Consider the following 22893-nt stretch of genomic DNA (forward strand, 5'->3'; position numbering starts at 1 on the left):
CCAGTTTTCGCTGTGCAGATTCTATCGCGGTCGCTTCGCTCCCAGAATCTCACAAAGAGCGCACACGGTCCGCTGCGCATGAGCACAGCGTAGGCAAAATGTGGTAAAACGAAGAGTTGTGAAAAAATTAAAATGGGGTGTAGTCAATACTAGATAATGGGGCCTCTCGATGGCCATTATCTGCGTGCATTATCGAATCGAAAATTAGCTACATCATTGGAGGTTAGAATGAAAAACTTTGAAGAAATATTTGAGCGTAATTTGTTTGCCAGTCGATGGCTTTTGGTGCCGTTCTTTGTTGGCTTGGTTGCTGCGGTTTTTGTGTTGTTGTTGAAGTTCATAAAAGAGATAGGAAGTATTATTCTTAATCTAAATGAACTTAGCGGGTCAGAAGTTATCCTGCATATTTTAACGCTGATCGATATTTCTCTTATTGCCAGCTTGATTTTTATAATCGTATTTAGCGGATATGAAAGCTTTGTTTCTAAAATTGAAGTGGAAGATGACGGAGACCGTCCGGGTTGGATGGGCAAAGTTGGATTTGCAGGCCTAAAGATCAAAGTGATTGGCTCTATCGTTGCTATCTCATCAATAGAGTTGTTAAAAGTGTTTCTGACCATGACCGAAGACAGCGATGAGAGTCTTGTTATGTGGCGTGTTATTATCCATATGACATTTGTAATCTCTGGCACATTGATGGCTTTGCAAGAGAAGCTTAATTCCAGTCATTAACTTTAAATTGTTAGTCAACGTGGGCTGAGTAGAATGCCCGCGTTGAAAATGGTAAGTATGCCATGAAGCACTCCACCGCCGATAAGGCTTTTAATGTGGCATCTTCTAGGTCGTATGCTTTTAATGCTTGATGAGCGCGAAAATAACCAGTTACAAAGTCGCCCGTTGTAGTGGGATTGTGTATGCACACATTCTGTGTAGAAGAAAAGTATATGAAATGAAAGTAAAATGAAAAAAGTTTTACTGAATGTGATGATGCTACCGATGCTGTTTTCACATAATGCAGTAGCACAATTAGGTATGCCTAGTTTTGACATTGTTTCATTGAAGGTTATCTTGTCGGTAAAATCGTGCCAAATATATCACCCGGAATTAGATGAAAAACTCAGCGAGTCATACAGAGAACTTGTAGTTCGTACGGGTGTCGATTGGCCGAAGAATATGAAGGCAGTCGATGGTGAAGAATTTAAACGAGAATTCGATAAAGAGCCAAGTAAAGAGATTTGCTTAAAATTCATCGAAAATATTGATAACAAGCTATTGGATAAATTCGTTATCGAATCATATAAAATTAGAACAAACAAGCGGTGGATAAAGCCATCTTGGCTGGGCGCTAGCGCTTCTTATGGTGGGTTTGAGGTCGGAGTGGTCGGAATTTCTCCTGGTCCTGAATATTCGTATGGAATTATAGATGCTTCGGGGACAGGTAACTAACAACCGGCTGTTATCGACTCCGCGGAGCTGGTACGGCCTTTCCGCTGGTCCGTAGCTGCAAGTCCGCCCGGAAGCCGGGCATTGTGAACAAGGTAATAATGAAATACTTAGCGACTATATTGTTCATTCTTAGCCTTGGTGGCTGTTCGTTCTTAATTGAAATGGAGCTTTTCAATAATACAGGTGCACCTATTGTAGTATGTAATACTCAGAACGATGATCGTCCTTGCGTAGAAATTGGAAGCAAAAAGACTGGCTCAGTGGCAATGCTCAACAATATAAAGGCTGACTCTTGGGCGTACAGTATCAATGGAAAGCTATACGAATTTGTGCTCGGTACCTATCCCGAGTATGCATCCGAGGTTTATTGTAGTGGCATTATACTTAAACGCTGTTCGGTACCATTGCAGCTAGAGCCGTCAGGTTTACTTTACTGGGCTGGAAAAAATAATAAACTTCCTGTGGCTGAATTTGTAAGTCAACCAGAGGGCTTTCCCGTCGAACCAGAAACCTAGCAAGAGCATGTTGCCTGCGCTCCTATCGGACAGTGACCCCCGTACTAAGTACTCCGGTGGTAGGTCCAGCCTTTATAATGCGAAAGTATGATTCGAGCTACATATTTATTTTTGCTGTTTTTGGCGATAATCGCCGCTGCTACAACCTTGGCGCTAATCTTAAAATTTCTACTTTTGATCGACGATGGCTCAGGTGATGGCGGTGCGTTTTCTGTATTTGGTATTGGTTTGGTGGCGTTAATAGGGGGGCATGTTGTCGGAATAGCGGGATTGGTAATGACGTCTATCAAGTTTTTGTTCTATGAATGCCTGCCGAGCAGTAAGCTGTATAGCAATACAATTGCAGTTTCTCTATGTGTGCCGCTGTTAGCTTTTTATGTATATTTGTTGTTTAGAGTGACAGTGGGAGCTTTATTACAAGGACAGGTAACTTGCGCTGGACCTTTGGTCCACTGCCGGACAGTTTACTTTGTCCACCTTTTCAGGGTTATTGCTGTGTTGCGTGTTGGATCGTAGCAAATGGCCAGACAATTTTTGAAGACTAAATAGGAGGTTTAGGTGAGGAAGTTCCTGTCAGCTGTATACATAATGATCTTTTCTTTTCATCTTCACGCGGAGGAATCCGTAGTTGATTTGGAGCAGTTCGCACAAACCTATTTCGCGAGAATGACTGCTACTCAGGCTCCCGGTGCGACTGAGCAGGATCTCGAAAGCTATCTTGAGTTACTTACTGACGATATCGGGCATACCCATCTGCCCTGGGAGCCGGATGGTTCCCGTACACCGGATGGAAAGGAAAATATGCGTAAGGGCATGACTTTTTATTTGGGTGCGCATACCGAATACAGTAGTCAGCTTATCGATATCTTTGTGTTTAATCATTCTGCCGTTGCCATTAGATACAAGAACTATGCAAAGGGGATACATCCTGAAAGCAAGGAAACCGTCGAATATCGTCAAACCATGATGGAAGTTTTAGAAATGGAGGACGGAAAGGTCGCAGTGATTCGTAAATATCACGAATAGTGACGACATGGGGCTGGTTGACGTGCTCCGATATTTGGACCTTCCTCGGGTCATTCGCTCTCGAATGTGATTTTTTCTAGATCGCTGTTCTCTATGTCTTGAAATGGGCGTTTAAGGTAAGACGCTCCGGCAGGCGGAAGTATTACAATGAAACATAGATTGCTTGGGTTACTGTTAGCCTTTCCGGTCTTGGCTTGCGCCTGCGGGGACGGTTCAGAATTTCCGTATAAGATCAATCCTCTTGTACCAGAGCCGTTTGCTGCGAAAGGCTGTTACCCGTTTGATATTATTGTGCCAAAAACCTATGGCGGACAAGTGTTGTCCACCGCGTTCCTAAGGACTTACATGCGAAGTTCCATAGCGCATTTTGGCTCGAATGAAGGTGCTGAGGTGGAATCCGAGTTAAGGGTCAGGGGGCTGGATCAGGAGAGTTCCACGTTGCGGGTATGCTTGAGTGAGTTGGCGGCGGCCAAGACAGTGATCGAGTTGATCTATGAAGACGGGGAGTATGCTGGTGGTCCTATCGCAGTGTGTGGACCATCCCGATACCGTATTGTGGGCATTGGAAGGAAGATCTACAGTGACAACCCTTAGGCGTCTAGCCGGCGCATGCCGCTCCTCGATTGAGTCTATGCGGTCCACCCAGTACTGCCGCTGTTCGTTCCAATTTCGCCATTATCGCTCAATCGATGCATAGATATTGTCTAGTCTTTATTATGCTTGTTTTGACGGGTTGTGCCGTAGGGTATGGTGACTTTGTCAGTCTTAGAAATCAGTCAATTGGAACGAAGGTCGTAGAATTAAAGCCATACACTTGGCCGAACTCTGGTGAGCTGATCCGTTCAGACTTTCTTATTGCCGGGCAAGGGCTCATACGTATTAGTGAGAACGAGGAAGGTGATCTGGTGTACCGTTATAGTGTTTCTGAAGTGCTTCCTCACTTTCATAATAAAGCGTGGGTGGGTAAATGTTTGATTTATGAAGTAATTGACCCATCATCTCGAAAAATAAAGGCCTGGGGTTTCGATAAGGGCGGCAACCCTCAAAGCTGTCGGACATGGTCGTAGTTTCGTTTCGCATGCGCAAGCTGTTAGCCCGGGGTTTTGTAGGCTTTCAGGGAGTGCCTGGTAGTGTGCGTATTCCGCGAGATTTACTTCGATTCTATGTGTGTACGGAGAATGAGCCGGCTTAATTATCCTGATCACGTGCGTGATATTTCAATATGAGAATCTTCTTGTCATTGGCCATTTTGTTGTATCCATCATTGGTACTTTCATGCAGTGATGATGATCTACTGTATTATTTGAATATAAGTCCTTCCAATAGTGGCGGAGACGGTAGTCTTTATGCTGTAGAGCTTTCAGTCCCTAAGATATGGAAGAACATGGACCTAAGGGGGGCGTTGCTTCAAGGTCAGGACGCAAAAATTGCGCTTAAGTCCAGGGCTGGGGATTCTGGATTTCGTTTGTTTTCCTTTGATGGATCAAACAGACTCTTAGACGGCTCAAAGATCATCGTATTCTATAAGCCGCATGTTCGCGTTGAGCGAAACGAAGGTGGTACTGGGCATAGAGTAACGTTGGGGCCTTTATGTGAAATCGCTTATGATGTGCCAATTGAGATGTAGCGAACCATCGTAGGTTACTTACCACCGGCTCGAAGTCCTTTCAATTGTGCCCAGCTTGGGGCGTTATACGTAGATTAGGATGCATTGGAATCAAATAGTGCTGTTCAAGGGGATCGATTTAAATGATTCTTTTGTTCTGACCTGGTTGCGAGAAAGTGATCAACTTCGGTTTGAGCTCGAGGCAAGCATTTGGCCAGAGTCCGAGTATTACTTAAAGCCCGTTGATGGTGAATACACCTGCTATCGCAAGGCAACGCTGATGTTTATCAGTGTTGAAAACGTTATTGGCTTAAATCCCATCGAATCAACGCGGTTCTCTATAGATGCGAGTGGCACGTTGGATTACGGCAATATAGAGGCATTACGTCAAACGGGGAACGGGTTTCACTTATCTGGTGACTTTGGTTCGGTCGATGTCATTGGTGGTGAGCTTCGTTTCGAAGTACACAGCTGATAAGTAAAGGTGAGGTTGTCAGCCGGTGGTGGATCTGTTCGTTTTTCCCTGCAGGATTTTGACGGATGCTCGCTGTTTCTTTTTGAACGCCATATATCGTGGCTTTAGGATCAGGAATATGAACAGACTATGGTTGATAGTGTTATCCACTCTGCTGACCGGGTGTGGAACGGTGACTTCGTTGTCCAGTTCCGATGAACAGATTGTGAGTAATCTGAAGAAGCAGAGAACGCAGTGTGAAAGTACTTCCAGAGCCTACGGTGGTGTGTCCTACAATCTCTGCAAGTTAAATTCGAACTCGAATACGCCAAACTTTAATTGGTTTCTGGGCTTCTATATGCTCGATACTGCCGCATGTGCCATTACCGATACGGTTGTGCTCCCCTATACGCTCTTTCTTCAATCTGAAGAGGGTAATATCGCGATTGATTCCTGAGTTTTCGGTGAATAGCTTCAGGCGATTTTTCGGTATGTGTGATGGATTGCCAATATGATGTATAAGTTGTCGGGCCTCCTGTTCTGCTGCTTTGCGCTGTTTATTCTCTGGGTGATCTACCTCGCCAATGGGGGGTATTCCAGTATCTTTTTTGATCTGGTGAAGGTGCTCCCTTATGGGGATAAGATCGGTCATTTTCTGTTGTTTGGCGTGCTTGCGCTGCTCGCCAATCTGGCATTCCGGTTTCGCAGGCTGTCTATTGGTCGCTTCCAGAGCTATTGGGGTAGCGCCCTCGTTACGGCTTTTTTCTCGCTGGAGGAGTTGAGTCAGTACTTTCTGCCTGAACGTACGCTGGATGCTTACGATTTCCTGGCCAGCTTTCTTGGGGTCGTGGTGTTCAGTGGGGTTTCTCGGGTATTCGAGTCGCGGGTTGCCGCGGCAGATGCGCGCGTTGATTAGTTGTCCATCAGGCGTTGTGGTTCCATTGGTGTGATGCGGGTGCGCGCTTCCCTGGATCGAGCATTGACCAGGAGGGACAGCAGGTGGTGAAGAGCGTGCCTCGTCACCACCATGCAGGCTTCTACAGGGTGATCAGTACCCGTGTGGTGGGAGTCAGATACTGACTACCACTTTGCCCATTGCCTGACCGCTGGCTAGCCGTTCATGCGCTTGACCAATTTCTTCCAGTGTATAGCTGGTATCGTCCAACACGGGCTTGAGATCACCCGCCTCGCAGATTTTGGCCAGTTCAGACAGGATGTGATGGTGATCTTCCCGATGGAAGTCGTGCAGCATCGGGATGAGCATAAACACCACATGCAGTGAGAGTCCCTTGAAGTGTGCGGTGGAGAGATCCAGTTCTACCAACGCGACGGTACTCGCGACCTGACCATTGAGCGCAGCTGCTTCGAATGAGTTTGCCATATTGGCGCCCCCCACCGAGTCGAACACAATGTCGAAGCCCGCTCCGTCGGTATGCATTTGCACATAGTCGGCAACGGATTCCGTCTTATAGTTGATGGGCTCGGCGCCCAGTTGTTCGATCAGGGCCAGTTGCTGCGCGCCGCCCCCGGTGGAATAGACCCTGGCGCCGAAGTGGCGCGCCAGCTGCAGCGCGACATGGCCGACTCCACCGGAGCCGCCATGGACGAGGACTTTGAGGCCCTCTTTGATGCCTGCTCTCTGTAAACCTTCGTAGGCCGTAATGCCCACCAGAGGCAGGGCGGCAGCTTCTCTCATGCTCAGGTTTTTGGGTTTGCGGGCAATCAGGCGCGCATCCGCACAGATGTATTCCGCCAGTGTACCGGGCAGGTCCGCCAGTCCACCGGCGCAGCCGAATACCTCGTCCCCGGCCTCGAAACCGGTAACGCCTTCGCCAACCGCCTCGACGGTGCCGGCAAAATCCATCCCCAGAATGGCGGGAGGCTCGGGCGACAATGGCAGCTCCGGCCCCATCTGGCGGATCATGGTATCCACGGTGTTCACACTGGTGGCGACAATGCGCACCAATACCTGCCCCGGCTGCACGACGGGTGTCGGGACCTCCGCGGGTTCGAAGACGTCCGGCCCGCCAAATTCCTTCACGATCATTGCTTTCATGGTTGCTCTCCCTGATTGGTGAATGCTGCCAGTATAATTTGCTCGGATTTTGGTGATAATCGACCTATTGGGTTAATCAGTTTTTAGAAAAAGTTGATAATGTGTGATGAATCTTGAGCATTTGCGGCTGTTTGTGCGTCTTGCCGCAACCAGCAATATCAGTGCGGCCGGGCATGAACTGGGTCTTTCCCCGGCGGTTGCCAGCGCCCATATCAGCAAGCTGGAAAGCGCCCTGGGCGTTCGACTGGTGCACCGCACCACGCGCCGGGTCTCGCTGACGGAAGAGGGCAGGGCGTTTCTCCCCCACGCAGAAGAGGTGTTGTCGAGTGTCGAGGCGGCCCGAGCCGCGGTAGGCGCGGGTAGTACACTCCCGTCCGGCACGCTGCGCGTTGCTGCGCCGGCGTCCTTTGGCCGCATGCACCTGATGCCCGCACTGGATGACTTTCTCTCGCGCTTTCCGGATCTGACGGTGGACCTGCGCCTGTCCGACACCATTGTTGATCTGGTCGAGGGCGGCTTTGATGTGGCCATTCGCAATGCGGCCCTGCGGGATTCTGCACTGGTTGCGCGGCGCCTGGCGACGGACCGCCGTGTCTTGTGCGCTGCCCCGGCGTATCTGCAAAAATATGGTTCGCCTAAGCATCCGCAGGACCTGCGTGGGCATCAGTGCATCCGATTGGCCGGGTTCGAGTCCTGGCTGTTCGACACCCCGGATGGCCCCCTCAGCATTCGGCCAGCGGGGCGCTTTCGTACGGACAATGGTGAATGTGTGCGGGATGCGTGTGTGCATGGGGTGGGGATCACCATCAATTCTACCTGGAGCGCCTCTGAACAGTTACAGCGCGGGGAGCTGGTACAGATACTGGCAGACTATCCGCTGGTCTCCGATACGGCGATTTGGGCGGTGTACCCGAGTTCCAGATTGCTTGCATCCAAGGTACGGGTGTTTATCGATTACTTTGCCGAGCGCTTTTCCGGTACGCCGTATTGGGATGCCTGCCTGGCCTGAGGCCTGTGCCGAGGCGCCGGAGTCTGCGGCGCGGGCTGCCGGTTTCGGCTACTTTAAGAGGCAGAGGCCTATTGCGGGGCCCAACAATAAGATGCTGTGAATCCCTCTTTGCCGAACCGGAAATCATCACCATGCTGCATGTGACCTTACGTCTCGCTTTCGCGTTGCTGTTTGTCTCTTCTGCGTACGCCGCCGACGACCCCTTCAAGGGCCGCTGGGTCGATCTTTCCCACGATTATTCTGACGAGACCATCTACTGGCCAACGGCAGACAAGTTCGAGAAGACTACGGTATTCGAGGGGCAGTCTGATGCGGGGTTTTACTATTCTGCCTATAACCTGAAGACCGCAGAGCACGGCGGTACCCATATTGATGCGCCGGTGCACTTTGCGCGCGGCCAGCAGTCGGTCGACCAGATTCCCATTGAGCAGACCATTGGTCCGGGTGTGATCATTCGGGTTGCCGACCGCATCGGCAAGGATCGTAACTACCAGATTTCGGTCGAGGATATTCAGCGGTGGGAACGCCAGCATGGTCTGGTGCCGGACGGCAGTATCGTGTTGTTTGATACCGGTAATGCGCAGTTCTGGCCCGACAGGGAGAAGTATATGGGTACGGCGGAGCGGGGCGAGGCGGCGGTCAAAAAGCTGGTCTTCCCGGGGCTGTCGCCGGAGGCAGCCGAATTTCTGATGCAGAAGCGCAGTATCAAGGCGGTGGGGCTGGATACCCCGAGTATCGACTTCGGTGGCTCCACCCAGTTTGAAACCCATCAGGTGTTGTTCAAGCGCAATATTCCCGCCTTTGAAAATGTGGCGAACCTGCAGTCATTGCCGGATCGTGGTTTCTGGATCGTGGCACTGCCGATGAAAATCAAGGGCGGGAGTGGCGGGCCGCTGCGGATTGTCGGGTTTGTCCCGGAACCCTAGCCCTTCGCACTCAAGCTGCGGTCCGGATTACCGGTCGAATCTTGCAGGTTTCATTCTCCAATATTGAAACCGGAAACCCGGTTCCGGTCGCTGAGATTCCTGCCGCCCTGCACAGCAACATAACCTTCAAAAAACGTCCGTCGCACTGTCATCAAAATGGCGCAGAGTTGCCCAAACCGAAATGGGAGCTTTGCAATGGGCAATCGTTATCGCGCAATTTGGATTTCAGATGTGCACCTGGGCAGTCGGGATAGTGAGCCGCATCGGCTCGCTGATTTTCTCGCCCAACATCGGGCCGACACCTTGTATCTGGTTGGCGATATCTTCGATATGAAAGCGATCTCCCAGGGCAAGGGCAGCTGGTGCCAGGCCTCGTCGATGCTACTGGACATGCTCTCCGATATCAGCAGTGTGACGCGCAATGTCATCTACATTCCCGGTAACCACGATGCCCCGATGCGCAGCTGGGCGGGCAAGCGTCTGGGCAATATTCAGATTGAGCGTGAGTGGGTCCACACCGGTGTCGACGGTCGGCGACACTGGGTTACGCACGGTGATCAGTTTGAACACGACATCCGCGTGCATCCCATCAGCTATCGCATCGGTGATCAGAGCTATTACCTGATGCTGCGCTTTAATCGCTGGATCAACTATTGGCGCGGGCGCTTCGACTTGCCCTGGTGGTCGCTGGCCAATCACGTAAAAAACCGCGTGCATGCCGCGCGCCGGATGATGAATCACTTTGAGGGCATTGCTATCCGCGAAACCGCGCGGCGTGGACTCGATGGGATCATCTGCGGCCATATTCACCGTGCAGCCCTGCGCGACTGTGAGGCGAAGGGGCAAAACGTCACGTATGCGAACTGCGGGGACTGGGTCGATACCATGAGCGCCGTGGTGGAATTGCAGGATGGGCGCTTCGACCTGTTGCACTGGCATCGCTCGCCAAAGATCGCCCACATCATGACAGAAGCGGTGGCGGCATGATTCAGCTGGAAAACCTGTTACAGCAGAACCCCTGGTACAGCGCGGCACCGCAGCGGCCCACGCGCAAACTGGTGTCGGCAACCCTGAAAAAAATTTGTTGTGAAGAGCAGTTGCGGGAGTTTGGTCGACTGTATCCGCACCTGGGGGGCATCGACTTTATCCGGCAGGTTTTTGCGTTCTTTGATTTTCGCTACGACATTACGCCCTCGGACCTCGAGCGAATCCCCCAAAGCGGACCGCTGGTGATTGTCGCCAATCATCCCCTGGGGAGCCTGGATGGCCTGGCCCTGATCGATATGGTTGCGCGGGTTCGGCGAGATGTGAAGGCTGTGGCCAGCCAGCTGTTGTGGAATATCGAACCACTGCGCAGCCACCTGCTGCCAGTGAACAATTTCAAAGGGCGTACACGCCGCACCGACGTGGAGGGGATCTACCAGCATCTGGATGCGGGTGGAGTGATCATTGTATTTCCCGCCGGTGAGGTTTCCCGGCTGACACCGCAGGGCGTGCGTGATGGCGCATGGAATCCGGGGTTTATCCGCTTTGCAGAAAAGACCGGCGCACCCATTCTGCCGGTGCAGGTTCGCGGTCGGAACTCCTTATGGTTTTATGGCTTGTCGATGCTCAACAAGCCACTCTCGACCCTGTGGCTGGTGCGGGAAATGTTCAAGCAGAGTCACCGCGGTATTGATTTACGCGTAGGTAGCCCGGTAGAGGCCGAACACTTTCGAGCCTGGCCACTGGCACCCCGCGCGCAGGCAAGGTTGTGGCGGCGTCATGTGCACCGGCTGCACAAATCCCCGAAGCCGTTGGGTCCTGAAATTATTGCCGCGAGTGAGCCGGTTGCAGAGGTGGCCGCAGCGTTGGCGGAAAGTCCGGTGCTCGTTGAGCAAGGTCACTTCCGTGTTTACTGGTATCGCCAGCGCGGCGACTGCCCGGTAATGCGCGAATTGTCACGGACCCGCGAAGTGGCGTTCCGCGCAGTGGGGGAGGGAACCGGCAACAGTCGAGATTGGGATGCCTTCGATGCCTGGTACGATCACCTGTTGCTGTGGGATAGCGAGCAACAGCGAATCGCCGGTGCGTATCGTGTGGTGAGTACCAGTCATCTGCAGCCGGAGCAGATTTACAGCAGCACCCTGTTTCACTATGCGCAGGCGCCGCAGGAGTCACTACCTGGCTCCGCGGAGTTGGGCCGTAGTTTCCTGTTGCCGGCATACTGGCGTGGACGCGGGTTGGACTTGCTGTGGCTGGGTATCGGGCGCTGGCTTGCACAGAATGAGGTGCGCTATCTGTTTGGCCCGGTATCGATGCCCGGGAATTTTTCTGTCCGCGCCAAATCGGCCATTGTGCGCTATTTCCTCCGGCATTTTGCGACCGACACCCCGATGGGCGATGCCCGCCTGCCGTTTCAGGAAAGCGCCGATCTGCCGCCGTTGAGTGAGGATGCCGCTGCAGATATGGCGCAGCTGAAGCAGCTGCTGAAAGAAGAGGGGGTCATGTTGCCCCCGCTTTTCAAAAAGTACACTGCACTGACGCTGCCCGGCGGAACCAGCTTCCACGCCTTTAATGTCGATCCGGATTTTTGCGACTCGGTAGATGGCCTGGTGGTTGTGGACCTGCAGCGGGTGGATCCCAAGTTTGCGCGGCGCTATCTCAGCGGTTGAGGCGTGCGTATTGTTGGCAATAAAAAAGGGCGACTGAGTGTCGCCCTTTTTTATTGCCGAGGTCGCTTGCCGCATTATCCGGCGGCGAGTACCTGACGCACGCTGGCGAGCTTGATGCAGAGCACCAGTACTGCCATGGCGGTGTCCAGTTCTTCCAGCGGTGGGAAGCTGGGTGCGATACGGATATTGCGGTCTTCCGGATCGCGGCCGTACGGGAAGGTCGCACCCGCGGGCGTGAGCTTAACGCCCGCCTCTGCGGCCAGTCTTACCACCTCGGCGGCACAACCGGGGCGTGTGTTGAAAGAGACAAAGTAACCACCTTCCGGCGTTTCCCACTCGCCCAAATCGCTATCGGCAAAGGCTTCCTGGAGCTGGTCCAGCACGCAGGCAAATTTCGGCTTCAGCAGTGCCGCGTGATGTTGCATATGCGCTTTGAGCAGGGAGAACTCGGCAAACAGGCGTGAGTGTCGCAGCTGGTTTACCTTGTCGGGTCCGATAGTCATGACCTGCATTTGCTGCTTCAGTGAGGCCAGGTTGGCCGGACTGGCACTGACAAATGCGACCCCTGCGCCGGCGTGGGTGACCTTGGAGGTGGAGGCGAATTGCAGCACGATATCGGCGCTGTCGTTGGCCAGGCTCGCATCGCGGATACTCGGCAGGTTGACCAGGTGATCCAGGTCGTGGATCGCATAGGCATTGTCCCAGAAAATGCGGAAACCGGGATTGGCGATCTGGCCGAGTCGCGCCAGTCGATTGACTGTGTCGCCGTCGTAAGTGGCCCCGGTGGGGTTTGAGAACTTGGGTACGCACCACATGCCAATGATCTGCGGGTCTTGCTGGATCATTTGCTCGACCGCGTCCATATCCGGACCGGTTGCGGTCATCGGTACATTGACCATCTCGATGCCAAGCTGTTCGCAGATCGAGAAATGCCGGTCGTAGCCGGGCACCGGGCAGAGGAATTTGGGGGCCTCCATATCACGCCATGGGGTGTTCCCGGCGAAGCCGAACAGATAGCCGGTCAGTACGGCGTGATACATCAGGGTCAGGGAGCTGTTGCCGCCGGCAAAGACTTCCTCGTTCGGTACCTGCAGAATATCGGCGCCCAGTTTGCGCGCGCATTCCAGTCCTTCCAGGCCGCCGTAGTTACGGGTGTCGGTTCCGTCGGCCGCGCGATAATCACCTTTGAGGATCCCGTCGAGCTCATCAGAGAGGTTGAGTTGCTCTGCCGAGGGTTTGCCGCGGGTCAGGTCCAGGCTGAGCTCATGCTGGCAGATACGCTGGTATTGCGCGTTGAGCTCTTGTTCCCATTGCTGCAATTGCTCGTTGCTTGCGGGGTCGATACGCACGGGGATTCCTCTGTTGGTTACTGGGTGTATTTAAGGAAGGGCGAGCTTACCAGTGCCGTGCCCGTCCGTCAGCCGAAATGTGGGGCAAATATACGCGCCTGCGCGATTTTTTTCATGAAACGCTTGTTTGAATGGGTTTTTTGCGTGCTTGCGAGCACTTTTTCTTGGATTTATTGCGCAGACAGGACGCGAAAGTCGTGTGCGTACTCGTTCAGGGTGCGGACCAGATGTTGCCGCTGGCGTTCAGAGATAGTGGACAGGATGCGTTCGCTGAGGATGCGGGCCTGGCGCTCGCGCTCCGCTTGCAATTGACGATATTCCTCGCTCCAGAGGCGCTGTGGGTCCTGCATCAAATTGAGTAGCTGTTGCTGGTAGTCGTCCGGCCGGCGGCGCAGGATATCGACAAAGTTGGCTTGCCAGAGGCGACGTTGCTGGTCGCGGAGCAGGGGGTTGTAACCCACCTGGTGAACCCAGTCTGCGATGAGCTGTTCCTGCTCTGCAGACAGCGAGCCGAGCCAGCGCTCGCTTTGCTTGCGAATCTGCTTGCGTCGGCGCTGCTCGATCTTCTCCGGTGACTTTTGCCACTTGCGCAGGGAATCCTGGCGCTTGTCTTCCAACTCTGCGGCAATCTCGTTTACCTGCTCCGGGGTCAGGCTCGCCGTGAGTGGCAGCATGATGTCATACAGCTGGGTGCTGCTGGTTTGCCAGAACTTGTCGACTTTGCTTTCCACTTCATCGAGACGCGTCACCAGATCCGTGCCCTGCTGGACTTCAGCAGCGAGGGAAGAGAAGTAGTCGGCGTAGAGGGGGAGCTGCGTCTTGCGGTGCCATTGGTGGAAGCTGTCCAGCGCGACGCGGAGCTGGGTGTCTTGCTGGGCGGAGAGATCGACAAAGTCGTCAATTTGCCAGCGCATCCAGCGATCGAGCTGGTTGTAGGCAAACTGGATACTGGAACAGCTGGCGATCAGGCTGCTCAACAACAGGACCACCAGGGCAAAAACGCGCCGGGATGTCCGCGCGCGAAAACCTGTGTGGGCGCTGCTGCCGATACGGCGTGCCATGTGGTCGATCCTTGCTCTTGGTCCGGAGGGGCCGGAACGGGAGATATGCCGGGGCAGCGCGCAAAGCAGAGACTGGATACATTGGCGCTCCAATTTCCAGCATAGTTCAGCGCCGTACGCGCTGCCGAACGGTTCGGATCAGAGAGGGATCATAGATGGCCCCACAGGGGCTCAGTGTACCCAAACCTCGACGCGGCTGTTTTTGACCGGTGCATGCTCCTGATCGGCGGTGAGCGGAGCAAAGGCACCCAGGGCGAGGACACGGCTATCCCCAACATTGTGGTCCCTGAGAAGCGCGCCGCGCACCTTCAGTGCCCTGAAGCGGGAAATCAGGTCTGAATGCTGGTCTTTTGCCTTCTGGTCTGAAAACCCGACCAGCGTAAGCTGCACCGGGGCTTCAGATTCGTCCACATACGTCTGCAGGCGCAGTAGATCCTTCTGCGAGCGGCTGTCGAGCTGGGCGCTGCCGTCGTCAAAACGGAATGAGATGCTTAGGCGCTGTGCTTTGGCGGCCAACGCCCGATAGGCCTCTGGCGCGTTGGGGTAGGCCGGTACATCCAGGGTCACGGGTGTCAGGTCGATAAAGCCGACTTCGGCAACCTGCGCCTGGCCCATACGCGATTCGGCATAGCGCAGGAAACTGTCGACATGGGGGTGATAGCGGGTGGGGTTCCGGTACAGATACAGACGCCGCGTCAGCGGGAAGTCTTCCGTCGCAATGATGCCGCTGTCGGGTACGGTCGCCGGCAGGTTGCCGGCCTGGATGGCGACTTTCTTCACATCGCCGGCATCCGCATAGGGCAGGTAGCCAATCGCTCCGGGCGTTGTCAGTACCAGTTCGTGTGTCTCGTTGTTGCCGGAGACTTCATAGGCAACGTGGCGCGGGGGTGGGGTGCGTCCGAACACATCGCCATCAAAGGTGGCGCGGGTGCCCGATTCGATATCGCGGTGCAGGGCCCGGATCGGCAGGTCACTGCCGCCAAGCTCGCGCCAATTACGGATTTTTCCGCTGTAGATGTCGCGCAGCTGCTGCAGGGAGAGCTCCGAAATTGGATTGCTGTGATGCACCGTTACGACAAGCGCATCCAGACCGATAACATGTTCCGCCTCTGCGTTGGACAGGTCGCCGAAGCGCGACAGGAGTTTCACTTCTTTGTCTTTGATTCGCCGCGAGGCCATGCCGATATCGGCGGTGTCCTGATTGAGGGCCTTGAATCCGGTACTGGAGCCGAGCGCAATAATCGGCACCTGGACATCGCGCCCCTGCAGGTTGGCGCTAATCCAGTGTTGCTCGCCGGCACTGCGTTGCTGGATGTTCTGGGCGCCAAGCTGTGTGAGATACCCTTTGACCAGCAGCGGTGCGAGTTCTGCGCCGACGGTATTGGAGCCGGTCATGCGGAACAGGGTGTCGGCCGCCTGGGCGGTCGGCGTCAATAGCTGGGATAGAGAAAGCGCGATCAACAGATGCAGCGCGGAGAGACCCCTCATAGTAAGACTCCTTGCAAAAACCCTGGGGGGGACGGATGGCGGGCGGGAATATGGCAAACGATTGTTACAGGATTGTTGCAACCGTGTTTCATGAGAGGGCTTTCCTGCGGAGCGGCTTTCTCGGCAAGCGGGAGCGCTGGCGAGGCCGTTGTACCGCGGAGCAGCGCTGCCCGGTGTCAGTCCAAACTGCGTGGCATTGTCGAACCCTTGTGTGACGGGCGTGTGAAGTCGCACACATTCGGTGAGGGGGATCTGCCTTTGCTGAAATGAACCATACTGAAAGGAAGGTGTTCTAAAGCCCCCACGGAGGCTCGTCCCCATGCAGAGAGGAAATTTTAAAAAAGTTGATGACAACGCTGTCATTGTTCTTGTAGTATGGCGACAACTAGTTAGCGCAGGAGCCTTTGTGGCTCGCGTAGCGCTACCTCCGGGGGAATTGGGAAGCCCGGTTGCGGTACATAACAATACAAATTCTTAGAGGCCGTTTCTGATGGTTGCTGTGGGAGACAGGGAAATTCTGTATATCGGTATCGATGGTGGCGGCAGTAAGTGTCGAGCCTCAATCCTTGATGGTGATAACCGGGTGCTGGGCACAGGTGTGTCGGGTCCCGCCAATCCACTCCATGGCTATGCCCAGACCATCGACTCGATTGTCCGCTCCGCGGCTCTCGCCCTCTCTGATGCCGGTCTGCCTCCGGAAACTCTCGGTGAGCTGGTTGCTGGCGTCGGTCTGGCCGGCGTCAATATGCCCAGTCTCTACAACGAGATGGACGCCTGGGCGCACCCCTTCAAGCAAATGTTCTTGACCACCGACCAACACTCTGCCTGCCTCGGTGCACACCGTGGTGGTGATGGTGCTGTGATTATTGCCGGTACCGGATCGTGCGGTTATGCCTGGGTGAATGGCGAGGCCCATTTGCTGGGTGGTCACGGTTTTCCCCATGGCGACAAGGGCAGTGGTGCGTGGATGGGTATGGAAGCGGTGAAGTACCTGTTCCTTGCCCTGGATGGTCTCGCCGAAGACTCCCGCCTCAAGGGAGAGCTGCTGCAAGCGTTGGATAGCAGCGACGCCCAGGAAGTATTTGAACGTATCGGCGGCAAGTCCTCCAGTCACTATGCGCGCCTCGCCGTGCCGGTGGTGGAATGTGCCGAAGCGGGCGATCCCGTTGCTCTCGCTATCGTGCGTGACGGCGCCAGCTATATCAGCGACCTGGCGGACAAGCTGTTTGAAATGAATGCGCCACGACTTTCGTTGATTGGCGGTGTGGCACCGCGACTGAAGCAGTGGATGGCGCCGCACGTTGTCGAGCGGGTTGCGGAAGCGTTGGACCCGCCCGAGTTTGGTTGTGTTTATTTTGCTCGCCAGTGTGTTGCTGAAGCGGCGAGCGGAAGTGCTGGCTCCATCGATGTCGATGGTAAAGCATTGTTCGGATGATCATCAAAACGGAACGGAATTGAATTTTCCCGCTGGAGTCGTTAAGGGAGACGGATCATGGGTATGACAATTATGGAAACCGAGGCTCGAGAAGCCCCGGATCGAATTGCAGAACAGCTGCAGAGCAATGCGGCCGTCATGGCGGAACTGGGCGAGCGCTTGCGCAACAAGCCGCCGCGCTTCGTGATGATTGTCGGGCGGGGTTCTTCCGACCACGCCGGTGTATTTACCAAGTATCTGATTGAGATCGAAACGGGCACGCCCACGTTTGCGGCGGCCCCGTCCGTTTCCAGTGTCTATGGGCGTACCCTGAAGCTGGAAGACTCCCTGGTGATTGTGATCTCACAGTCCGGCCGTAGTCCGGACATCCTCGCCCAGGCCAAGATGGCAAAAGAGGCGGGTGCCTATACGGTGGCTTTCGTTAACGATGAATCCGCACCGATCAAAGATATTGTCGACCAGATGGTGCCGCTGAAAGCGGGGCCGGAAAAAGCGGTCGCTGCGACCAAGAGCTACCTGGCAACCCTGTCGGCGGTGCTGCAGTTGGTTGCCAACTGGAAGCAGGATGAAGAACTGCTGAAGGCAGTGGACGATTTGCCGCAAGCACTGCGCGATGCGGTGTCTGCAGAAACCCAGTTGCGCCCCGAAGACCTGGCTTCGGTCAAGAACCTGGTGGTGCTGGGTCGTGGGCCGGGCTATGGCATCACCCGCGAACTGGCGCTCAAGCTCAAGGAAGTCTGCAACATTCATGCGGAGTCATTCTCCAGTGCGGAGTTCCTGCACGGCCCGGTGACCCTGGTTGAGCAGCAGCTGACGGTGATCAATGTGCCGATCGAAGACGAGTCGTATCAGGCGCACAGCGAGCAGATTGCGGACATTATCCGTCGTGGCGGCACCCTGATTAATTTGCACGTACCTTCCAAGGGTGTGCACCCGCGGGTAGCGCCGCTGCCTTTATTGCAGCGCTTCTATATTGATGTTGCCCATGTGGCGGTGAGTCGCGGTATTAACCCCGATGAGCCCGCGGGCCTGAAGAAAGTGACCCAGACCGTCTGACTTGGGTCGATAGAGCAGGGAGTTGCGTGTGGTACAGGTGTTGCTGGCAGAGCGGTTATTTGATGGTGAGCGGGTCTTGCATGAGGTCCCGGTATCCATTGATGGCGAGGGCCGGATCGCTGCGATTGGTGGCGAGGTGCCGCTGTCTGGCGAACCTGTAGAGCGTCTTTCCGGAATGCTGGCGCCGGGCCTGATTGATGTTCAGGTCAATGGTGGTGGGGGTGCGCTGTTTAATAACGAGCCGACCGTGGCATCGTTGCAAAAAATGGCAGTGGCCCACGCCGGTTTTGGCACCACCGGCATGTTGCCGACGTTGATCACTGATGAAGTGGAAGTGATGCAGCGCGCTGCAGAGGCGATCAGTACCGCGTTGCGCGAAAAAGTGCCGGGCATTATCGGTGTGCATTTTGAGGGGCCGCATCTCAGTACCCCAAAAAAGGGCACACACGAGGAGCGATTTATTCGCAGCCTGACACCGGCAGAGCTGGATATTTACGCGCGCGATGACCTGGGCCTGAAAGTGGTGACCCTCGCGCCGGAAAATGTTGCGCCCGAGGATATTCGCAAACTGGTCTCACTGGGTGTGCACGTGTGTCTCGGCCATTCCAATGCCGACGGAGCGACAACTGCAGCGGCCCTGGAAGCAGGGGCGACCGGGTTTACGCACCTGTATAACGCGATGTCACCGTTCCATTCCCGCGAGCCGGGTGTGGTGGGCACGGCCTTGATCAGTGACGATGCGTGGTGCGGCCTGATTGTGGATGGGCACCACGTGTGTGCGGATGCAATCCGCCTGGCCCTGAAGGCCAAGCCGCGTGGCAAGCTGATGCTGGTCACCGATGCCATGTCGCTGGTCGGCAGTGATGAAACCAGTTTCCCTTTGTTTGACCGCGTCGTTACACGCGAGGGAGATAAGTTGACCTCGACCACTGGAGAGCTGGCCGGGTCGCATCTCGACATGATCGGTGCCGTACGGAATATCCACGACTGGTGTGATGTGCCGTTGGAGGAAGCGCTGCGAATGGCTTCTCTCTATCCGGCGGACTTCCTTGGTGCCGAGGGTGGACGCCTGGCAGTGGGTGCGCCGGCCGATTTGATTTTACTGGATGACGAATTGCAGGTGCGCAAGACCTGGATTTCGGGCAGGGAAGTTCACAGCGTTTGAAGTTTTTTCGCGATCAATTCAGACAACGATAACTATATAAAAGGTGCTTCTTATGGAATCCGCCGTAAGTGTTCAACGAGAGACGCGCAGCAGCCTGTTGCCGATGGCAATTATCGGCATGCTGTTCTTTATTTTCGGTTTTGTGACCTGGCTGAACGGATCCCTGATGCCGTTCCTCAAAGTGCTCTGTGACCTCACAGAATTCCAGGCACTGTTTGTTACTTTTGCGTTCTATATTGCTTACACCGTCATGGCGTTGCCCATGTCATTTATCTTGCGCAAAACAGGCTACCGCGACGGCATGGCCATTGGTCTGGCGATCATGGCAGTTGCCGCGCTGATTTTTATTCCGGCAGCGCAAACGGGTAGTTACCCAATTTTCCTGATCGCCCTGTTTGGCCTGGGTGCGGGCCTGACGATTCTGCAAACCGCTTCAAACCCGTACGTGGTCAAGGTTGGTCCTGCGGAAAGCGCAGCGATGCGTATCGCTATTATGGGGATTATCAACAAGGGCGCGGGTGTGCTTGCGCCGCTGGCCTTTACCGCGCTGGTGCTGTCTGGCCTGGCCGATTTCAATAGTGAGTCACTGGCCGAGCTGTCTGCCGCTGAACGAGAAGCCCAGCTGGCGGAAGTTTCCAGCCGCCTGATCATGCCGTACATCTACATGGCGATTGCCCTGTTCGCGCTGGTTGGTCTGGTCAAGTTTTCCGGCCTGCCGGAAATCGATGAAGACGACGCTGCGGAAGGTGGTCAATCTGAAGGCCGTTTCCTGGATATTCTGCGCTACCCACAGGTTGTACTCGGTTCTCTGGCGCTTTTCGCCTACGTGGGTGTCGAGGTGATTGCGGGTGACACCATCGGTCTGTACGGCGAAGGACTGGGATTGTCCAATTACGCCGCCCTCACATCCTATACGATGGTATTTATGGTGATTGGCTACATCATTGGTGTGGTCGGTATCCCGCGCTTTATCAGCCAGCAGCAGGCGCTGTTCGGCTCCGCAGTCGCGGGCAGCCTGTGCGTGTTCGGTGCGCTGTTTGGTTCTCAGGAGAGTACTTTGCTGGCGGACGTGCTGTGGGGCTGGAGTGGTATCGCTCCAGTGGTGCCTGACACCATCACCTTCGTTGCCCTGATGGGCCTGGCACATGCACTGGTATGGCCGGCTATTTGGCCGCTGGCCCTCGATGGGCTCGGGCGTCTCACCGCGCAGGGTTCCGCGTTGTTGATTATGGGTATTGCCGGTGGTGCGATTATCCCGACCTTTGGTTTCGGTCCGGTGTCTGAAATCGCCGGCGAAGCCCGCATGGGTTACTGGGTGGCGCTGCCGTGCTACCTGTTCATCCTCTTTTATGCCCTGAAAGGGCACAAGATGCGCAGCTGGAATTAATCCAGCTGTTTGGTGCATCAGTCTGTTTGATTCTCGTCGTTGTATCTCTTTGGTTCTCGTGAACTTGCCCTCCTTTAAGGAGGGCTTTTTTTTGTCTGTTACAGGCAGGGTCAGTTAGAGGGTGCGGCGCCGCTGGAATCCCGTACCACCAGCTCTGGAGTGAATTCGCGTTGAATGCCCGCTTCTTTGCTGGCGCTGGCGCTTTCACTGGATGTTTTACCGCGTGCTTTGCTGAGAACCAGTGCCGCCGCGCATTTGGCGATTTCATTGTTGGGCTGATGTGCCGTGGTGAGCTTGGGCCAGGTCTGGCGGGAGAAGGGGCTGTCCTCAAAGCCCACAATCGAGAGCTGTGAGGGGATGTCGACATTCATCAGTCGGGCAGCAAACAGCGCGCCCGCCGCCATTTCATCGTTACTGGCAAAGATGGCGCTGGGGGGATTGTCGGTGCCGAGTAGCGCCTTGGCGCCCTGGACGCCCGAATCAAAAGAGTATTCGCCTTTCAGGATCAGGCTGTCATCGACCGGCAGCCCGGCTTGTTGCATGGCCTGGCGATAACCCTCGAGGCGGCTGTGGGTGGAGATATGTTCCTCACCACCACAGAGAAAGCCAATGCGCTTGTGACCCAGGCCAATCAGGTGGTGGGTAATGTCATAGGCTGCGGCGGAGTCGTCCACCTGAATGCAATTGTCCTGGTCTTTAACATCCGGAGTTTTGGAGACGATGCGGACGTAGTCGACATCAAGGTCTTTCAGCGTTTCGATTACCGCCGGGGTTTCCGAGAACGGCGGCGTCAACACCAGGCCGGCAACTTTCGAGTGCTCCACCAGGTTTTTCAGCTCGTCGTGGACGGAGGCAGACTTGGAGTTGCTCGGATGGATCAGCAGGTCGTAGCCCCTGGCCTTGCAGGCATCGAGGATACCGTTTTGCATGTCGATGACGTAATAGGCGTTGGGGTTATCGTAAATAAAGGCGATGGTGTACGCCCTGGACCCCGCCAGGTTGCGGGCGGCCAGGTTGGGCTGGTAATTCAGCGCCTTGACCGCGTCTTCGACTTTCTTCTTGGTGGCGGGTCGGACCGAGGGCTCGTTGTTGATGACCCGGGATACGGTTTTGATGGATACCCCCGCGTGGGCGGCGACATCGTTGATTGTGACTTTCATGAGGGTCGTCTGGTCCTTGAACTGTTTCGCCAGCGGTTTTGTCCGCGCTGTTGCTCAGTCCGCCATCTTAGCAGAAATGACTGGGAATTCGCTGCCGGTAGCGTAAGTAGGTGCTCGCTCGCGAGGCTCAGAGGGACCCTAAATGCGCAGTTCCCAGGTCCAGGCAGGCGACCCTGTGTGTCGTGTGAAGTATAACTACAAAAAAACCAGGCTGACTCCGGGTTCTCCAGTGTCGCCAAAGTAGCGCCCGATTGCCCGCATTGGCGCTGCAGGTACCGGAATATTGTCGGTCATCGGGCACCCATCTTTCCCGTTGGCGCTAACCTGACACCGTGATTTCTGTTCGTTTGGCGCGTCGTCGTGTCCGTCGCCGGCCCCCGGTTGAGCGTCCATCGGTCATCGCCCCTTCAATCTCCTTATGTTGCTAGTTTTCAGCAAAAACTGGAAATTGGCTGCAATTTCATGTCACTTTCTTAGAAGTTACTGTTGGTGGCTGATGGCAAGGGCAGGGGTTGTGGCGGCCGTATCAGAGGCGATCCTGATGTTCGCAGGGCACCCCGACGCATCCGCTTTCGGGGCCGCCGCCTGGCGGGATCGCCGGCAGAAATGCGCGCTCGGTCACGTGCGCTGCGTTAAGTGGTCCGCGCGCTTGAATCGTTTTGTAGTTTTACTACATAATAGCGCCGTTGCAGGATGGCCGTAAGAGTCTTCGTGCGATGCCGGGGGCAGATTGCCGTTGGGGCCCGGGCCCTTCCTTGATCGGGGAAAGTGCTAATTGGCCTTTGATATCGGTGAGATTCCCGTTGCCTCGGTTTTCCGGTCTCTGGAAGTAAAAAGGGGAGCGGGAGCAAAAAAGAGCAACTGATGCTCTTGGGTGGCGAGAGTACGCAATCTGTTTTCCCGAGAAGTTGCCCCGGTGCCGGGTAAAAAGGGGATGGCGGCACTACAACCACAGTGAAGTGGTAACGATCGCGCAACACAGAGTGCGCGACATTATTAAAAGCTGGCGCAGAACCGCTGGCAAAAATAGAAAGCGACAACCGGTTTTCTCAGTAAGGGAAGGCAAGCACCCTGAAAACCGGCAATAAAAGATAGGATAA

22 protein-coding genes are annotated in these 22893 nt (G+C 54.9%); 17 read left to right on the forward strand and 5 right to left on the reverse strand.

Annotated elements, in window-relative coordinates:
- Positions 1-228 precede the first annotated feature (228 nt).
- The 9 genes from ACXAD0_RS07765 to ACXAD0_RS07805 all read left to right on the forward strand — a co-directional run bounded on the left by ACXAD0_RS07765 (position 229) and on the right by ACXAD0_RS07805 (position 5963).
- A complete protein-coding gene (locus tag ACXAD0_RS07765) occupies positions 229-732 on the forward strand; it encodes a TIGR00645 family protein (protein ID WP_475087801.1) in 504 nt (167 codons plus the stop codon).
- Positions 733-960: 228 nt separating this feature from the next.
- Positions 961-1446 (forward strand): hypothetical protein, encoded by a 486-nt coding sequence (locus ACXAD0_RS07770; protein WP_475087802.1) that lies wholly within the window; start codon positions 961-963, stop codon positions 1444-1446.
- Positions 1447-1529: 83 nt separating this feature from the next.
- Positions 1530-1961, forward strand: coding sequence for a hypothetical protein (locus ACXAD0_RS07775; protein WP_475087803.1), 432 nt, complete (start codon positions 1530-1532; stop codon positions 1959-1961).
- 87 nt (positions 1962-2048) lie between these two features.
- Positions 2049-2477, forward strand: coding sequence for a hypothetical protein (locus tag ACXAD0_RS07780; RefSeq protein ID WP_475087804.1), 429 nt, complete (start codon positions 2049-2051; stop codon positions 2475-2477).
- Positions 2478-2519: 42 nt separating this feature from the next.
- Positions 2520-2987, forward strand: coding sequence for a nuclear transport factor 2-like protein (locus ACXAD0_RS07785; RefSeq protein ID WP_475087805.1), 468 nt, complete (start codon positions 2520-2522; stop codon positions 2985-2987).
- 345 nt (positions 2988-3332) lie between these two features.
- A complete protein-coding gene (locus ACXAD0_RS07790) occupies positions 3333-3581 on the forward strand; it encodes a hypothetical protein (RefSeq protein WP_475087806.1) in 249 nt (82 codons plus the stop codon).
- Positions 3582-4711: 1130 nt separating this feature from the next.
- Positions 4712-5068: a hypothetical protein gene (locus tag ACXAD0_RS07795; protein ID WP_475087807.1), complete on the forward strand. Its 357-nt coding sequence runs from the start codon at positions 4712-4714 to the stop codon at positions 5066-5068.
- Between the two features lie 181 nt (positions 5069-5249).
- A complete protein-coding gene (locus ACXAD0_RS07800; RefSeq protein ID WP_475087808.1) occupies positions 5250-5504 on the forward strand; it encodes a YceK/YidQ family lipoprotein in 255 nt (84 codons plus the stop codon).
- Positions 5505-5558: 54 nt separating this feature from the next.
- Positions 5559-5963, forward strand: a complete 405-nt coding sequence (locus tag ACXAD0_RS07805) for a VanZ family protein (protein ID WP_475087809.1) — start codon at positions 5559-5561, stop codon at positions 5961-5963.
- A gap of 153 nt (positions 5964-6116) precedes the next feature.
- Here ACXAD0_RS07805 and ACXAD0_RS07810 read toward each other — a convergent pair whose 3' ends face one another.
- Positions 6117-7103 (reverse strand): zinc-dependent alcohol dehydrogenase family protein, encoded by a 987-nt coding sequence (locus tag ACXAD0_RS07810; protein ID WP_475087810.1) that lies wholly within the window; start codon positions 7101-7103, stop codon positions 6117-6119.
- A gap of 106 nt (positions 7104-7209) precedes the next feature.
- On the opposite strand from ACXAD0_RS07810, the gene ACXAD0_RS07815 reads away from it, so the two are divergent.
- The 4 genes from ACXAD0_RS07815 (at position 7210) to olsF (ending at position 11692) form a co-directional block, all read left to right on the forward strand.
- Positions 7210-8112: a LysR family transcriptional regulator gene (locus ACXAD0_RS07815; protein ID WP_475087811.1), complete on the forward strand. Its 903-nt coding sequence runs from the start codon at positions 7210-7212 to the stop codon at positions 8110-8112.
- A 131-nt stretch (positions 8113-8243) separates the two neighbouring features.
- Positions 8244-9038, forward strand: a complete 795-nt coding sequence (locus ACXAD0_RS07820; protein ID WP_475087812.1) for a cyclase family protein — start codon at positions 8244-8246, stop codon at positions 9036-9038.
- A 195-nt stretch (positions 9039-9233) separates the two neighbouring features.
- A complete protein-coding gene (locus ACXAD0_RS07825; RefSeq protein ID WP_475087813.1) occupies positions 9234-10025 on the forward strand; it encodes a UDP-2,3-diacylglucosamine diphosphatase in 792 nt (263 codons plus the stop codon).
- Positions 10022-11692 carry a bifunctional ornithine lipid synthase OlsF gene (olsF, locus tag ACXAD0_RS07830; protein ID WP_475087814.1) on the forward strand — a complete coding sequence of 557 codons (1671 nt, stop codon included), beginning with the start codon at positions 10022-10024 and terminating at the stop codon, positions 11690-11692. Before ACXAD0_RS07825 ends, olsF begins: the two co-directional genes overlap by 4 nt.
- Positions 11693-11766: 74 nt before the next feature.
- Here the strand turns inward: olsF and ACXAD0_RS07835 are convergent, their stop codons facing one another.
- From ACXAD0_RS07835 to ACXAD0_RS07845, 3 genes are all read right to left on the reverse strand, one after another.
- The gene (locus ACXAD0_RS07835) at positions 11767-13041 is read right to left on the reverse strand and encodes an aspartate aminotransferase type Ic (RefSeq protein ID WP_475087815.1); all 1275 of its coding nucleotides are present in this window, start codon (positions 13039-13041) and stop codon (positions 11767-11769) included.
- Positions 13042-13211: 170 nt separating this feature from the next.
- Positions 13212-14102 (reverse strand): DUF6279 family lipoprotein, encoded by an 891-nt coding sequence (locus tag ACXAD0_RS07840; protein WP_475087816.1) that lies wholly within the window; start codon positions 14100-14102, stop codon positions 13212-13214.
- A gap of 171 nt (positions 14103-14273) precedes the next feature.
- A complete protein-coding gene (locus ACXAD0_RS07845) occupies positions 14274-15590 on the reverse strand; it encodes a substrate-binding domain-containing protein (protein ID WP_475087818.1) in 1317 nt (438 codons plus the stop codon).
- Between the two features lie 490 nt (positions 15591-16080).
- Between ACXAD0_RS07845 and nagK the strand changes: the two genes are divergently transcribed.
- The 4 genes from nagK to ACXAD0_RS07865 are packed head-to-tail and all read left to right on the forward strand — an operon-like array spanning position 16081 to position 20633.
- Complete coding sequence (nagK, locus tag ACXAD0_RS07850) at positions 16081-17025, forward strand: N-acetylglucosamine kinase (protein WP_475087819.1); 945 nt, start codon at positions 16081-16083, stop codon at positions 17023-17025.
- 57 nt (positions 17026-17082) lie between these two features.
- Positions 17083-18081 carry a glucosamine-6-phosphate deaminase NagB-II gene (nagB-II, locus tag ACXAD0_RS07855; RefSeq protein WP_475087820.1) on the forward strand — a complete coding sequence of 333 codons (999 nt, stop codon included), beginning with the start codon at positions 17083-17085 and terminating at the stop codon, positions 18079-18081.
- A gap of 28 nt (positions 18082-18109) precedes the next feature.
- Positions 18110-19246, forward strand: coding sequence for an N-acetylglucosamine-6-phosphate deacetylase (gene nagA / locus ACXAD0_RS07860; protein WP_475087821.1), 1137 nt, complete (start codon positions 18110-18112; stop codon positions 19244-19246).
- Positions 19247-19298: 52 nt separating this feature from the next.
- Entirely contained in the window at positions 19299-20633 is a 1335-nt protein-coding gene (locus ACXAD0_RS07865) for a sugar MFS transporter (RefSeq protein ID WP_475087822.1), read from the forward strand.
- Positions 20634-20743: 110 nt separating this feature from the next.
- Here ACXAD0_RS07865 and ACXAD0_RS07870 read toward each other — a convergent pair whose 3' ends face one another.
- Positions 20744-21793: a LacI family DNA-binding transcriptional regulator gene (locus tag ACXAD0_RS07870; RefSeq protein ID WP_475087823.1), complete on the reverse strand. Its 1050-nt coding sequence runs from the start codon at positions 21791-21793 to the stop codon at positions 20744-20746.
- Between the last annotated feature and the right edge of the window lie 1100 nt (positions 21794-22893).

This window comes from Microbulbifer sp. ABF4_148 (assembly GCF_056158985.1).